The sequence below is a fragment of the Cellulomonas jepli genome, from assembly GCF_047229345.1.
In the GTDB taxonomy this organism is placed as follows: Bacteria; Actinomycetota; Actinomycetes; order Actinomycetales; family Cellulomonadaceae; genus Cellulomonas_A.
Window position 1 is genome coordinate 1 of record NZ_JBFTER010000122.1, and the last position, 14486, is coordinate 14486.

The window sequence follows — 14486 nt, forward strand, 5'->3', positions numbered from 1 at the left end:
GTGCTGCGCCGCGTGGGTCCCCGACCGGCGTGCGTCGGCGACCCGCGCGGCGAGCGCCCCGTCGAGGGACCGACGGTCGGGCGCGGGCGCGGGCACGCCGGGCGTGCCGGGCTCAGCGGGACGTTCGGGCGGGGGAGTCACCTCCGACGCCGAGGCCGAGGCCGGGGCGTGCGCGTCGACGAGCCCGGCGTCGTGCTGCCCGACGCGCGCGTCGAACGCCGCGCACAGCGCGTGGATCGCCACGAGGTGGGCGGCCTGCACCGCGGCCGTCGACGGCGCCGGCACGGCGAGGGCCTCGTGCGCGCACCCGACCAGCGGGTTCGGCGCGGCGCCCGACAGCGCCCACACGCGCAGCCCGAGCGCCTGGCCGCGCTCCGCGGCGCGCAGGATGTTCGGGCTGCGCCCCGACGTGGACAGCAGCACGAGCACGTCACCCGGCCGGCCGTGCGCCTCGACCTGGCGGGCGAACATCTCGTCGGCGCCGTAGTCGTTGACGATCGCGGTGACGCTCGAGCTCTCCGCGCACAGCGACAGCGCCGAGAACGGGCGCCGCTCGGCGAGGAAGCGCCCGACGAGCTCGCTCGTGAGGTGCTGGGCCTCCGCGGCGCTGCCCCCGTTCCCTGCGACGAGCACCCGGTGCCCGGCGACGAGCCGGTCGGCGAGCTCGGCCCCCCAGCGCTCGACGAGCCCGCTCTGGTCCCCGAGCCAGCGCAGCGCGCGCGTGAGCTCGTCGGTGTGCTCCTCGATCCACGACTGCGTGCTCATACGGCCTGCTCCTCGACGACGTGGGCGGCCCGGCCCGCGGACACGAGCTCCCGGTAGACGCGTGCGGTCTGCTGCGCGACGCGGTCCCACCCGTACCGGCGCACGGCGCGGCGCCGGGCGGCGGTGCCGAGCGAGACGGCGTTGTCGGGGTCGTCGACGACGCTGCGGACCGCCCGGGCGAGCGCGAGCGCGTCCCGCGGGGGGACGAGCACCCCGGTGGTGCCGTCCTGGACGGTGTCGAGCATCCCGCCGACCGCGCTGGCGACGACGGGCCGCCCGCACGCCGCGGCCTCGAGCGGGACGATCCCGAACGGCTCGTACCAGGGGGTCGCGACCACGACGTGCGCGGACCGCAGGACGGCCGGCATGTCGTCGTGCGCGACGCGCCCCAGGAACCGGACCCGGTCCTCGACGTGCAGGTCGACCGCGAGCTGCCACAGGCGCCGTCCCTCGGGGTCGTCGCGCACCTCCTCCTGCGCGGGTCCGCCGACCACGGCGAGCTCGACGTCGGGCAGGAGCGGCAGCGCGCGCACGGCGTTGTCGACGCCCTTGCGCTCCACGAGCCGGCCGACGGACAGCAGCCGGAACCGGCCGTCCTGCAGCGGCGGGACGGCGTCCTCCGGGCGAGGCGGCCGGAAGTGCGTGACGTCGACCCCGCACGGCACGACCGACACGCGCGAGGACGGGACCCCGAGCCGGACGAGCTCGGCGAGCTCGTCCGTGCACGTCGCCACGACCCGCGTGACGGTCCGGGCGATCTGCGCCTCGACGTCGGCCCGCCCCGCCGGGCTCGTGTCGCGCTCGCCCTGGTGCCGGCGCTTGACGGAGCCGAGCGCGTGGAACGTCTGCACCACGGGCGGGCCGGTCACCGCGGCGGCCCGCAGCGCGGCGAGGCCGGACATCCAGAAGTGCGCGTGCACCACGTCGGGGACGCCGTGCTCCCGCCACTCCCGTGCGAGCTCGTCGCCGAGCTCGGTCATGTACGGGAGCAGCTCGTCCTTGGGCAGCGCCCGCGCCGGCCCCGCGCTCACGTGCACGACCCGCACGCCCGGGCGCATCTCGACGACCCGCGGCAGGCCCGCGTCGTCGCGCCGGGTGAACACGTCGACCTGGTGCCCCAGCCTCGCGAGGTGCTCGGCGAGCGCGGCGACGTGGACGTTCTGCCCGCCGGCGTCCACACCACCGAGCGTGGCGAGCGGGCTGGCGTGCTCCGACACCATCGCGATCCTCATCGGACGACCTCCTTGAGCAGGACTTGCCAGTCGGACAGGAAGCGGTCGAGACCGAAGTGCTCGAGCGCGTGGGCGCGGGCGGCCCGGCCGTGGGCGCGGGCCTCCTCGGGGTCGTGCAGCCAGCGGCGTGCGGCGGAGACGAGCACGTCCGGGTCCGAGCTGACGACGCCCGCCGACGGCGGGACGGCCTCGGGCGCCGCGGTCGTCGCGAGCGCGAGCACCGGCATCCCGATCGTCATGGCCTCGACGAGCGCGAGCCCGAGGCTGGTCCACCGGAACGGGTGCAGGTAGGCGCGCGCCCCGGCGAGGCGTGCGTGCATCTGCGCCTGCGGGACGTCGTCGTGCAGGTGGCCCGCGAGGTCCGGGACGAGGTCCGCGAGCCCGAGGACCCCCATGCCGTACACCTCGACGGGGACGCGCCCCGCGGCGTGCACCAGCAGGTCCGTCCCGGCGACCCGCCCGCGTCGCACCGGCTCGTTGACCACGACGGCGACGCGCTCGCGCTCCCCGGTGTACAGCGGGCCCGGGTCGTGCACGCCGTGGTCGACGACCGTCGTCGGTGCGCGCCCGCAGTCCCACATGAGCGCGTTGAACGCGGTCACGTGCGCGACGGGGATGTCGGAGCGGTCCGCGAGCGGGTGCCGGGTCGTCGCCGCCGCCCCGGCGGGCGTGTTGTGCTCGACGTACACCGCCGGCACGTCGACCCCCGCGCGCAGCCCCGTCCACCGCTCGAGCAGCTCGATCTCGTGCGGGCGCTGGAGCACCACGACGTCGGGCTCGGCCGCCCGCAGCTCCTCCGGGGCGACCTCCCGGGCGCTCGCGGGCCACGTCCACGTCCGGGCACATCCGCGCCCGTCCGGCCCGCGGTCGGGCACCACGGGGATCAGGTACTCGTCCGGGCCGGCGACGAACGACGTCTGCCACGACCCGTGCACGTGCCACACGAGGACCCTCATGCGCGCACCCCCGCCCCGAGCGCGGACCCGGTCGCGGCTCCCGCGACCGCGGCACCCGCGGCCCCGGACGTACCGGCGAGGACACTCGGGACGGCCGGCGCGTGCGCTCCGGCGGCACCGACCAGCCCGGCGACGGCGTCCACGACCTCCGCGGGGGAGATCCCGGTCAGGCACGGGTGGCCCGCGACGGGGCACTCCCGCGCCCGGGTGCCCCGGCACGCCGCCCCCTGGTCGCCCAGGAGCCGGACCGGGACGCCGTAGGGAGCCCAGCGCTCCGCGGGCACGACGGGGGAGAAGAGGGAGACGACGGGGGTGCCGACGGCGGCCGCGAGGTGCGCGGGGCCGGTGTTGCCCGTCACGACGCACGCCGCACCGGCGAGGAGCGCCGCGAGCCGGTGCAGGTCGGTGCGGCCCGCCACGGGCGTCCCGGTGCTGCCCGCGACCCGTGCCGCGAGCTCGTGCTCCGACGCCCCGCCCGTGACCAGCACGCACCAGCCGGCGTCGCCCAGGGCCGCGACCATCGCCGCGGTGTGCTCGGGTGCCGGGGCGCGCGCGGGCACCGACGCCGACGGGTGCACCACGACGTACGGCCTGTCGGGCACGAGGTCCGTGACCGAGGGCAGCGGCTCGCGCACCCGCAGGCGCCCGTCGTCGCCCGGTGCGAGCTCGCCGCCCGCCGCCCGGGCCAGCCCGAGCGCCGCCTCGACCTCGTGCAGGCCCTCGGGGCGCGGGTGGCGCACGTCGAGCAGCGCGCCCGGGTAGTCGTGGCTCGTCGCACCGACCCAGCCGATGCCCGCCATCCGCGCGAGCAGCGCCATGGGCAGCGGGCTCTGGTGGTCGGACGTGAACACCACCGCACGGTCGTACTGGTGCGCGCGCAGGCGCGCGAGCAGCGCCTGGACGGCGCCCGTGCTGAACTCCGGCGGCCGGTACCCGCTCCACGGGGCGTCGAAGCGCAGCACCTCGTCGACGCCGGGCAGCAGCCGCGCGGCGGCCTCGCCCGACCCCGACACGAGCAGGTCGACGCCCGACGCCGTCGCGGCGAGGGCCCGGACCGCCGGACCGGTCAGCAGCACGTCCCCGACGTTGTCGAGGCGGACCGCGAGGACCTTGCTCACCGGGCACCACCGCCCCCGACGCGCGACAGCGGCGCCGGTGCCGGCACGGGGCCGGCCGCAGCAGGCACCTGCGGGCTGTGCGCGCCCGCGAGCCGGGGCCCCCCGGGTGCCGCCACGTCCGGGGCCGGGGGAGCGGCGTCCGCGAGGCGCTCGCGGACCAGCGCCACGGCCTCGGTCAGGCTCACCGCGACGAGCGGTGCCGCCGCTACCTCCTCGGGCCGGGTCACGGGCGTCGGCACGAGCACCGCACCCGCCCCGGCGGCGATCGCGGCACCGACGTCCGCGCCGATGTCCCCGACGACGACGCACTCCGCGGGGCTGACCCCGAGCCGAGCCGCGGCCTGCAGCACGAGGCCCGGCTGCGGCTTGCGGCACGTGCACCCGTCGGCGGGCGCGTGCGGGCAGCGCACCCACACGTCGAACGGCCCGAGCTCGGCCTCGATCCGCGCCTCGACGGCCTCGACCTGCGCGAGCGTGAGCAGGCCGCGCCCGATGCCGGACTGGTTCGTCACGACGCCGACCTTGATCCCCCGCGCGCGCAGGTCGTCGAGCACCGCGCGCGCGTCGTCCACGACCCGCACCCGGTCGGGGTCGCCGTTGTACGGGACGTCGTGCACGAGGGTGTCGTCCCGGTCGAACAGCACCGCGCGCACCGGCACCGGCCACGGGGCCGCACCGGCGCGGTGCGCGAGGGTGCCCGCGAGCCGGTGCCGCAGCGCCGCCGCGGGGATCACCGCGCTCGTCCACGCCATCGTCCGCCGCTCCGCGAGCCAGCCCTCCTCGCCGCGTGCGGGTCCCGGCACGATGCGGCGCCGCGCGAAGTCCGCGGTGAGCGCCACCCACGCCGCCCCGGCGAGCGCCGCGGCGCCGCGCCGCCCGAGGACCGCCGCGCCGAGCGCGCACACCCCCGCGCCGACGGTCGCGACGTGCCACGCGAAGCGCCCCCGTCCCGTCTCGGCCTCCTCGCGCCACCGCGGCCCGTGCAGCGCCCGCATGAGCGCGTCGTCCCGCGCACCCGCCTGGACCCGCACGCTGACCCGCGGGTCCGCCGGCCGCACGGGGTGCTCGGTGGTGCGCGACCCCCGCACGAGCCGCCAGCCCGCCCGCCGGGCCCGCAGCGCCAGGTCCGCGTCCTCCCGGTACGCGCGCGGGAACCGCTCGTCGAAGCCGCCGAGCCGCTCGAGCACCTCCCGCCGGTACGCCATGTCGGCCGTCGCCCACCGCGCGCCCTCGAGCCCCGCGGTGTTCCGCTCCCAGTCCGTGGGCCGCCGGTGCGCGGGCAGCGGGACCCGCAGGCGCGCCTGCGTGCCGGCCACGTCCGGCCCGGCCGCCGCGAGGTCCGCGGCGAGGTGCTCCGACCAGTCCGCGGGCAGCACGACGTCGTCGTCGAGCAGCACGACCCACTCCGCGCGCACGGAGCGCCACCCGGCGTTGCGCGCCGCAGCCGGGCCCCGCCCGCCCGAGCGGACGACCCGCACCGGCACACCGGCCCGGTCGAGACCGGTCAGGTCCGGCAGGACGAGCGCCTCCGGCGCGGCGTCGAGCGACCGGTCGTCGCACACCACCACCTCGACGGGCGCCGGGCAGCCGGAGTCGAACCGCTGCGCCGCGAGGCTCTCCAGCAGCACCCCGAGCGACGGACGCCCGATGGTGGGGACCACGACCGCGTACGCCGCCCTCATCGGGCGGCCACCCCGGCGGACGCCCCCACCCGCGCGAACATCGTGGAACGCCGCACCAGGTACGGGCCCACCACCAGCAGGTCGACGGGCGCCGAGCCGAACAGCTCGAGCGCGTCGCGCGGGTCGTCCACCATCGGGCGCCCCGCGGTGTTCAGGCTCGTGTTGATGACGACCGGCAGCCCGGTGCGCGCCTCGAACGCGCGCAGGGTCGCCCCCAGGCGCGGCTGCACCGCCGGGTCCACCGTCTGGATCCGGGCGGTCCCGTCGACGTGCACCGCCGCCGGGATCCGCTCCCGCCACGCCGGGCGGACGCTGTGCACGAACAGCATGTACGGGCTCGGGATCGGCCCGTCCGTGAAGATCTCCTCCGCGCGGTCCGCGAGCACCATCGGCGCCACGGGACGGAACTGCTCCCGGCCCTTGACGTCGTTGAGGCGCTCGAGGTTCTCCGGGTGCCCCGGGTGCGCGAGCAGCGACCGGTGGCCGAGCGCTCGCGGCCCGAACTCGCTGCGGCCGTCGAACCAGGCGACGACGCCGTTGCGGGCGAGCACGTCGGCGACCTCGGCGCCGAGGTCGGCGGGCTCGCTGAACGGGACGGCCGCGCCGCGCAGCCACGCGGCGAGGTCGTCGTCGCTCCACCCGCGCCCGAGGTCCGCGCCGGGCATGGGCGTGAGCTGCTCCCCGCCGTCGGCCGCGACCTGCAGGGCCGCGCCGAGGGACGTGCCGGCGTCCCCGGCGGCGGGCTGGACCCAGACGTCCTCGAACGGGGTCTCGCGCCAGATCCGGGAGTTCGCGACGCAGTTCAGGGCGGTGCCGCCGGCCATCGCGAGCACGCGGTCGCCGGTCTGCTCGTGGATCCAGCGGGCGAGCTCGACGAGGACCTCCTCGAGGCGCGCCTGCACGGAGCACGCGAGGTCGGCGTGGTCGCCGCCCCACGTCCCGTCGTCGACCCGCTTCGGGGCCCACCGGGACCAGTCGGGCGCCTCGGCGACGAACCCGCCGTCGCCGGTCGGGTGGACGACCTCCCGGAGCTCCTCGAGGAAGCGCGGCTTGCCGTACGACGCGAGCGCCATGACCTTGTACTCGTCGCTCGAGCGCAGGAACCCGAGGTGCTCGGTGAGCGACTCGTAGAGCAGCCCGAGCGAGTGCGGCAGGCCCTGGCTCGCGAGGACCTCGAGGCGCCCGCCGCGGTACCGGCCGGCGAGGTGCGACGCGCGCTCGCCGCGGCCGTCGAGGACGAGCACGCTGCAGTCGCGGTGCGGGGCGGCCAGCGCGGCCGACGCGGCGTGCGCCACGTGGTGGGGCACGTACCGCACGAGCGCGGGGTCGACCTCGCCGCCGAGCGCGGTCGAGATGAAGCCGGGGGCCTTCTCGGCGTACGTGGTGCGCAGGTGGTCCCACGGGTCGTGCAGGCCGAGCTGTTCGGCGGGGACCACGAGGCTCGGGTCGAACGAGTACGCGATCGCGTCGAGGTCCTGCGGCCTGAGGCCCGCCTCGGCGAGGCACCAGCGCATCGACAGCTCGGGCAGCTCCCACGCGGAGAACGGGACGGGGCGCTTGCCGTGCTTGCGCCGGCTGAAGCGCTCCTCCTCGGCGGCGGCGACCGTCACGCCGTCGACGACGAGGGCTGCGGAGGGGTCGTGGTAGATGGCGTTGACGCCGAGCACGCGCATGCAGGGCCGACCTTTCTCAGGGGTCAGTCGTGTGAGCGCGTGGCTGGACTCGAGGGACACTCTGTTCCCCTCGAGCACTTCTCGCACCTTGAACCGCTTCTCGGCGGGTGTCCGGTTCGTTCCGAACCGCGAGCGCCTGACCTGCGACATCGGTTCCGGCGCGGGTTCCGCGGGCGGGCGGGGGGCGGTGCCCGTGCGGCCTCCGCAGTGGCTCGACGCCGCCCCTCGGGGCGGTCCTGAGCCGGTCGGGAGCCAGCCGTCGGCCGGTCCGGCGCGGGCCGCGAGGAGCCGGTCGGCGGGCTCCTGCGGTGTCCGCGACGGCGGCCGGCGTCAGGTCCCGGGCTTGCGCTCCGCGAACTCCGTGCCGGGCTGCGGGGCGACGCCGGTGACGTTCTCGATGAGGGACGCGGCGACGTCGCGGAGCTTGAGGTTGCGGTTCTGGGAGGCGCTGCGCAGGATCCGGAACGCCTCCTCCGAGGAGCAGCGGTTCTCCGCCATGATGACGCCCATCGCCTGGTCGATCACGGCGCGCGACGCGAGCGCGGCCTTGAGGTCCTCGTTGATCTCCGCCTGGTCCGCCGAGCGCAGGCACAGCCGCAGGGTGCGGGCGACCTCGTCGGCGTACATCTCGGCGGTGGCCAGCGCGTCGTCGTCCCACACGCCCGGGTCCTCGGAGTACAGGTTGATCGCGATGTCGACGCCCTCGCGCACGCTGCGGGGGATCGCCGCCGCCGAACGGAACCCGACCTGCCGGGCGGCGTCGGCCCACGCGGGCCAGCGCTCGTCGCCGCGCTCGAGCTCCTGGATCACGATCCGCTCGCCGGTCTCCGCGGACGTCAGGCACGGGCCCTCGTTCGCGGCGAACTCGACCTCGTCGCACTGCGCGGCGCGCTCGTCGCTGCTGGCGACACCGGTGGGCCGTCCCTGGCGCTTGAGCATGATCGCGACGTGCGCGTCGGGCCGGATGCGCGCCGCCGCGGCCTGCGCGACGCCCTCGACGAACTCCTCGACGCCTGCCGCCTCGAGCAGCAGCGTGTGCAGCTCGGTGATCGCGTGCGCGCGCTCGACGGTCCGGTCCATGGGTGCGCTCCTCGGGTCGACGACGTCCACGGGACAAGGATCGCCCGGGCGCCCGGATCGCGCACGCGCCCCGCGCGAGGCAGGTCGGACGCCCGTCCGGCTCGGGTCGCGAGAAGCGCTTCTCCGGCGCACCATCTGTCCCATGAGCCGCGTCGGCTCGGCCCTCCAGCCAGCGGGGGCGCCCGCCCGGGTGAACCTGGGCGGGACGGCGCCGTCCGCCACCGTGGACGGCCCGCCCGCCGGCGTCCGTGTCCGCTTCCGTCGACGACCGTCGGCCCGGACCGGCGTGGGTGTCCCCACGGGCGGGATCGGAGGGGTGCGTGATGAGCACGCGACGGGTGGGACTGTGCGGGACGGTGGCGGCGGCCGGGGTGCTCGCGCTCGGCGCGTGCGCGTCGGGCAGCGGGGAGCCGGAGCAGGCCGAGGTGACGTACGGGTCGGACGCCGCGATGAGCGGTGAGCTCACGGTGATGGGCTTCGGGACGGGCGACGACGTGGCGCAGGTGCGCTACGACCGCGCCACGGAGGAGCTCGGTGACGACGTCGAGGTCTCCCTGGTCGAGGGCGACCTCGACATCCAGGCGTTCCTCTCCGCGGTCGCCGCGGGCGACCCGCCCGACCTCGTGTACGCGAACCGGGACCAGATCGGCACGTTCGCCTCGCGCGGGGCGATCCTGCCGCTGACGGACTGCATCGCGGCGGAGGACGTCGACACCGGCCAGTTCCGGGAGGCCGCGTCCGGCCAGGTGACCTTCGACGACGTGGTGTACGCGTTGCCGGAGTTCAACCAGGTCCAGGTCACGATGGCGGACTCCTCGCTGCTGTCGGCGGCCGGGCTCGGCATCGAGGCCGTCAACGGCTCCGACTGGGACGCGGTCACGCAGGCGACCTCGGCGCTGGTCCGCCGCGACGGGGGCGCGCTGTCGGTGATCGGCTTCGACTCCAAGCTGCCCGAGTTCTTCCCGCTGTGGGCCAAGGCGAACGGTGCGGACCTGCTGTCCGACGACGCCCGCACCGCCCAGCTGGACTCCCCGGAGGCGCTCGAGGCGCTCGAGCTCGCGGTGGCGGTGTACGACGCGCAGGGCGGGTTCCCCGCGGTGAAGGCGTTCCGCGACTCCGCGGACTTCTTCGGCGAGGGCAACCAGTTCGCGACGCACACCCTCGGGGCGATGCCCATGGAGAACTGGTACGTCAACGTGCTCAACGAGGTCTCCCCGGACGCGACGCTCGCGTTCGACACCTTCCGCTCCCGGGAGGGCGAGCCGCTCGCGTTCGCGACGGGCTCGGCGTGGGCCATCCCCGCGGGCAGCCCGAACGCGGCGGCGGCGTGCCGGTTCGCGGCGACGATGGTCGAGCAGGACAGCTGGCTCGCGGCGGCGCAGGCCCGCGCCGACGCCCGCGCCGAGTCCGGACAGGTGTTCACGGGGCTGCTGACCGGCAACGCGGACGCCGACGAGGAGATCCGCTCGACGCTCGTCGAGCCGTCCGGCTCCCCGGTGTGGGACCAGGCGGTCGAGGCGGTGTACGAGGCCAACGAGAGCACGTTCTCGCTGCCCGCGAACCCGGCGGACGCCGAGTTCAAGGCGGCGTGGCAGGACGGCGTGAACCGCGTGCTCAACGGCCAGCAGGAGCCGGCCGAGGCGCTCGCGCAGGCGCAGCAGGAGGCGCAGGAGGCGCTCGACGACGCCTGGGCCGAGTGGGACGAGCGGTCGGACGGCTGACGTGACCACCACGACGGCCGCCCCGGTGGCCGCGGGTCCCGTCGCGCCCACCCGCACCCGCACCGCGCGGGCCCGGTCGCGGCGGAACCTGCGCTCCGCCCTGCTGTTCCTGAGCCCGTGGATCCTCGGGTTCCTCGTCTTCACGCTGTGGCCGGTCGTGTACTCGGCGTACCTGTCGCTGACCGACTACGACGTGATCAACGACCCGCGGTTCATCGGGCTCGAGAACTACCGCGACATGGCCGCCGACCCGAAGATCGCGCTCGCGCTCACGAACACGGTGGTCTACACGGTGCTCGCGGTCCCGCTGCACGTGGCCGGCGCGCTCGGTCTCGCGCTGCTGCTCGAGCGGGCCGGGCGCTCCTCGGGGTTCTTCCGCACGACGTTCTTCCTGCCCAAGATGACCCCGCCGGTCGCGGTGGGGGTGCTCGTGCTGCTGCTGTTCAACGGGCAGAACGGGCTGGTCAACGAGGCGCTCGGCGCGGTCGGCATCCAGGGGCCGTACTGGACGACGGACCAGATGTGGATCAAGCCCGCGCTCGTGCTCATGAGCATGTGGACGATCGGCTCGACCGTGATCATCCTGCTCGCGGCCCTGCGCCAGGTGCCGTCCGAGCTGTACGACGCGGCGCGGGTCGACGGCGCGGGGTTCTGGCGCCGGACGTTCGCGGTCACCGTGCCGATGATCTCGGGGACGCTGTTCTTCGTCGTCGTGGTCAACACGATCGCGGCGTTCCAGATGTTCACCGAGGCGTACACCGCGTTCTTCGGCTCGGGGAACACGACCTACGCCAACGAGGCCGCGCTGTTCTACGTCATCTACCTGTTCCAGCAGGGCTTCGAGAACCTCAACATGGGGTACGCCTCGGCGATGGCGTGGCTGCTGTTCGTGATCATCCTCGCGGTGACGCTCGTGCAGCTCGCGGTCTCCAAGCGCGTCGTCTACTACGAGGGGGACCAGAAGTGACGGGCCGCCTGGGACGCCCGCTGATCCTCGCGGCGCTCGTCGCCGCGACCGTCGTGTTCGTGTACCCGTTCGTGTGGCTCGTCAGCGCGTCGTTCAAGCCGCGCGGGGAGGTCTTCGACAACCGGCTGATCCCCGAGACGTTCACGCTCGACAACTACGTGCAGGTGTGGCGCGAGGTGCCGATGGCCCAGTGGCTCGGCAACACCGCGCTCGTCACCGTCCTGGCGGGGGTCACCGTGACCCTGTCCAGCGCGGCCGTCGCGTGGGGGTTCGCGTACTTCCGGTTCCGGGGGCGCGGGTTCCTGTTCGGGCTCGTCCTCGCGACGATGATGCTGCCCGGCGCGGTCACGCTCATCCCGACGTACCTGATCTGGAAGGAGCTCGGCTTCGTCGGGACCCTGACCCCGCTGTGGGCCGGGAACCTGTTCGGCAGCGCGTTCTACATCTTCCTCATCCGGCAGTTCTTCCTCGGGCTGCCCCGTGAGCTGTTCGAGGCCGCGTCCCTCGACGGCGCCGGCAACTGGACGATCTTCCGGTCCATCGCCCTGCCGCTGGCGCGCCCGGCGCTCGTGCTCACCCTGCTGTTCGAGACCCAGGCCGCGTGGACCGACCTCATGCGCCCGCTGATCTACGTGCAGGACTCCGACAAGTTCACCGTCCCGCGCGGGCTCAAGGCGCTCCTCGACCAGTACGGGTTCGGCGGGGAGTGGCACTGGGAGATCGTCGTGACCGCCTCGGTCATCGCGACGCTGCCGATGATCCTGCTGTTCTTCGTCGGGCAGCGGCACTTCGTGGAGGGCATCGCCACGACCGGCTCGAAGGGCTGACGTCACCGGCAGGCCCGGCACCCGCCGGGCCTGCCGGCCCACCCGCGGCCGGACCGTGCCCGGCGGGGCGCCCGGTCAGCGGCGCCCGTCCCCGGTCACCACGCCGAGCGGGCGTAGTCCTTGAGGAAGCAGCCGAACAGGTCCTCGCCCGCCTCGCCGCGCACGATCGGGTCGTACACGCGCGCGGCGCCGTCGACCAGGTCGAGCGGGGCGTGGAAGCCCTCCTCGGCGAGGCGCACCTTGGTCGGGTGGGGCCGCTCGTCGGTGATCCAGCCCGTGTCGACGGCCGTCATGAGGATGCCGTCGGTCGCGAGCTCGGCGGCGCTCGTGCGCGTGAGCATGTTCAGCGCGGCCTTCGCCATGTTCGTGTGCGGGTGCCCCGGGCCCTTGTAGCCGCGCGAGAACACCCCCTCCATCGCCGAGACGTTCACGACGTACGTGCGCCGGGCGCTCGCGGCCCGCATCGCCGGGCGCAGACGGCTGACGAGGATGAACGGCGCCGTCTGGTTGCACAGCTGGACCTCGAGCAGCTCCATCGGGTCGACCTCGTCGACCGTCGCGACCCAGCTGTTCGTGTCGTGCGTGTCGGGCACGAGACCGCCCGCGTCGATCGACGTGCCCGCGACGAGCCGCTCGAGCGACGCGGCGTGCGCGGTGAGGGCCTGGGCGGTGAGCGCGCCGGCGTCCGCGGCGGCCAGGGCGAGGGCCGGGCTGGTGAGCTCGCTGACGGCGCCGGCGAGCGCGCGGGGGTGGGCGTCGCTCGTGTGGCCGAACGTGCGGATCGCGGGCAGCGGCCCGGCGGGCAGCGGGGCGAGCTCTGCGTCGGCGAGGCGGGAGTACGCCCCCGGGGAGCGGCGGACCGTCTGCGCGGCGTTGTTGATCAGGACGTCGAGCGGCCCGGCGGCGGCGACCGAGTCGGCGAGCGCGACGACCTGGGCGGGGTCGCGCAGGTCGATCCCGACGATCTCGAGCCGGTCGAGCCAGTCCGCGGCGTCGGGCATCGCGGCGAAGCGCCGGGCCGCGTCGCGCGGGAAGCGGGTCGTGATCGTGGTGTGCGCGCCGTCGCGCAGGAGCCGCAGCGCGATGTACATGCCGATCTTGGCGCGCCCGCCCGTGAGCAGCGCACGCCGGCCGGTCAGGTCGGTGCGGGCGTCGCGCTTCGCGTGGTTGAGCGCGGCGCACGACGGGCACAGCTGGTGGTAGAACGCGTCGACCTCGGTGTAGAGCTCCTTGCAGATGTAGCAGGGCCGCGCCTTGAGCAGCGTCCCGGCGGTCGCGCCGCGGGCGTTCGACACGAGCGGGATCCCGAGGGTCTCGTCGTCGATGCGCCCCGGGCTGCCGGTCGCGGTCGCGGCGACGACGGCGCGGTCGGCGGCGCTGATCGCGGCCCGCTTCTCGGTGCGGCGGTGCTTCTTCACGGCCTTGAACAGCCCCGACGTCGCGCGCCGGGCGACCGCGTGCTGGGGGTGGTCGTGGGGGAGGGTGACGAGGTGGTCGACGACGCGCAGGAACGTCGCGAGGTCCGCGTCGTCCACACCGGGGGCGTGGTGGTCCGCCTGCTCGTCGACGTGCTCCAGCGCGGGGGACAGCTCGTCGGCGGGGGACGGCTCGGCGTCCCGGTGCTGGGCGGCGCCGCGCGCGTCGCGGCTGTCGGTGACGGTCATGTGGCTCTTCCATCTCTGCCGCCCCGGGCGGACGACGGGCCTCGCGGGGCCTCGTCCTCACGGGCACACGCCGGCGCGAGGTGCGCGCCAACCGCTCAGCGTACCGGCGGGCGGGCCGATCTCTGGGGTGACGTTCGCCGCACGTCCGGCGCCTGACTGCCGCGCGAGGGCGCTGCCGTCGGCCGCGATTGCGTGACGGGCACCGGCTGGGCGCCGCGTGTGCGGTGATATCGTCCGTTTCGTGACGCACTTCCGGATCGCCGAGGCCGCCGAGCTGCTCGGGGTGAGCGACGACACCGTGCGCCGCTGGGTCGACTCGGGCCTGCTGCGCGCGGGGTGGGACAGCGCGGGGCGCCGGCTCATCGACGGCGCCGACCTCGCCGCCCGCGCCGTGCAGAACGCCCGCACCCCCGAGGACCCGGGCGCGGCCACGAGCTCGGCGCGCAACCGGTTCGTCGGGCTCGTCACGGCGATCACCGCCGACACGGTCATGGCCCAGGTCGAGCTCCAGTGCGGCCCGCACCGGGTCGTGTCCCTCATGTCGAGCGAGGCGGTGCGCGAGCTCGACCTGCACGTGGGGGCGCTCGCCGTCGCGGTGGTCAAGGCGACGACGGTCCTGGTCGAGACGCCGGGCACGAGCCGGTGAGGACCGGGCGCCGGGGACCGCGGTCCGCGACGGCCGCGCGGGAACGTGCGTCGCGGGCAGGTGCGTCGCGGGCCGGTGCGTCGCGGGACGGCGCACCCGGCCCGACGCGTCGCCCCGGCACCGTCCTGGCCCGGCTCGGGGCGACACCCGCGCCA

The 14486-nt window shown here is 75.7% G+C and carries 12 protein-coding genes; 4 read left to right on the plus strand and 8 right to left on the minus strand.

The window, feature by feature from the left end:
- The 7 genes from AB6N24_RS20415 to AB6N24_RS20445 form a co-directional block, all read right to left on the minus strand.
- The coding region (locus AB6N24_RS20415) for a D-sedoheptulose-7-phosphate isomerase (protein ID WP_412871202.1) at positions 1–765 on the minus strand (765 nt) is incomplete at its 3' end.
- Positions 762–1997 (minus strand): glycosyltransferase, encoded by a 1236-nt coding sequence (locus tag AB6N24_RS20420; protein ID WP_412871203.1) that lies wholly within the window; start codon positions 1995–1997, stop codon positions 762–764. The genes AB6N24_RS20420 and AB6N24_RS20415, both read right to left, overlap by 4 nt.
- A complete protein-coding gene (locus tag AB6N24_RS20425; RefSeq protein ID WP_412871204.1) occupies positions 1994–2953 on the minus strand; it encodes a glycosyltransferase in 960 nt (319 codons plus the stop codon). The genes AB6N24_RS20420 and AB6N24_RS20425 overlap by 4 nt, the downstream gene beginning before the upstream one ends.
- On the minus strand, positions 2950–4071 hold the full coding sequence (locus tag AB6N24_RS20430; protein ID WP_412871205.1) for a glycosyltransferase family 9 protein: 1122 nt from the start codon (positions 4069–4071) through the stop codon (positions 2950–2952). The genes AB6N24_RS20425 and AB6N24_RS20430 overlap by 4 nt, the downstream gene beginning before the upstream one ends.
- Positions 4068–5753 (minus strand): HAD-IIIA family hydrolase, encoded by a 1686-nt coding sequence (locus tag AB6N24_RS20435; RefSeq protein ID WP_412871206.1) that lies wholly within the window; start codon positions 5751–5753, stop codon positions 4068–4070. Before AB6N24_RS20435 ends, AB6N24_RS20430 begins: the two co-directional genes overlap by 4 nt.
- Positions 5750–7426, minus strand: coding sequence for a carbamoyltransferase family protein (locus AB6N24_RS20440; RefSeq protein WP_412871207.1), 1677 nt, complete (start codon positions 7424–7426; stop codon positions 5750–5752). The genes AB6N24_RS20435 and AB6N24_RS20440 overlap by 4 nt, the downstream gene beginning before the upstream one ends.
- Positions 7427–7756: 330 nt before the next feature.
- A complete protein-coding gene (locus tag AB6N24_RS20445) occupies positions 7757–8506 on the minus strand; it encodes a GAF and ANTAR domain-containing protein (protein WP_412871208.1) in 750 nt (249 codons plus the stop codon).
- 323 nt (positions 8507–8829) lie between these two features.
- Here AB6N24_RS20445 and AB6N24_RS20450 point away from each other — a divergent pair, with 323 nt between their 5' ends.
- From AB6N24_RS20450 to AB6N24_RS20460, 3 genes are read left to right on the plus strand one after another with little or no spacing between them, the layout of a single operon-like run.
- Positions 8830–10227, plus strand: a complete 1398-nt coding sequence (locus tag AB6N24_RS20450) for an ABC transporter substrate-binding protein (RefSeq protein WP_412871209.1) — start codon at positions 8830–8832, stop codon at positions 10225–10227.
- A gap of 1 nt (position 10228) precedes the next feature.
- Positions 10229–11194 (plus strand): carbohydrate ABC transporter permease, encoded by a 966-nt coding sequence (locus AB6N24_RS20455; protein WP_412871210.1) that lies wholly within the window; start codon positions 10229–10231, stop codon positions 11192–11194.
- Positions 11191–12021, plus strand: coding sequence for a carbohydrate ABC transporter permease (locus AB6N24_RS20460; protein WP_412871211.1), 831 nt, complete (start codon positions 11191–11193; stop codon positions 12019–12021). The genes AB6N24_RS20455 and AB6N24_RS20460 overlap by 4 nt, the downstream gene beginning before the upstream one ends.
- Positions 12022–12116: 95 nt before the next feature.
- Here the strand turns inward: AB6N24_RS20460 and AB6N24_RS20465 are convergent, their stop codons facing one another.
- Positions 12117–13685, minus strand: a complete 1569-nt coding sequence (locus AB6N24_RS20465; RefSeq protein WP_412871212.1) for an SDR family NAD(P)-dependent oxidoreductase — start codon at positions 13683–13685, stop codon at positions 12117–12119.
- Between the two features lie 241 nt (positions 13686–13926).
- Here AB6N24_RS20465 and AB6N24_RS20470 point away from each other — a divergent pair, with 241 nt between their 5' ends.
- Complete coding sequence (locus AB6N24_RS20470; RefSeq protein ID WP_412871213.1) at positions 13927–14331, plus strand: TOBE domain-containing protein; 405 nt, start codon at positions 13927–13929, stop codon at positions 14329–14331.
- The last annotated feature ends 155 nt before the right edge of the window (positions 14332–14486 follow it).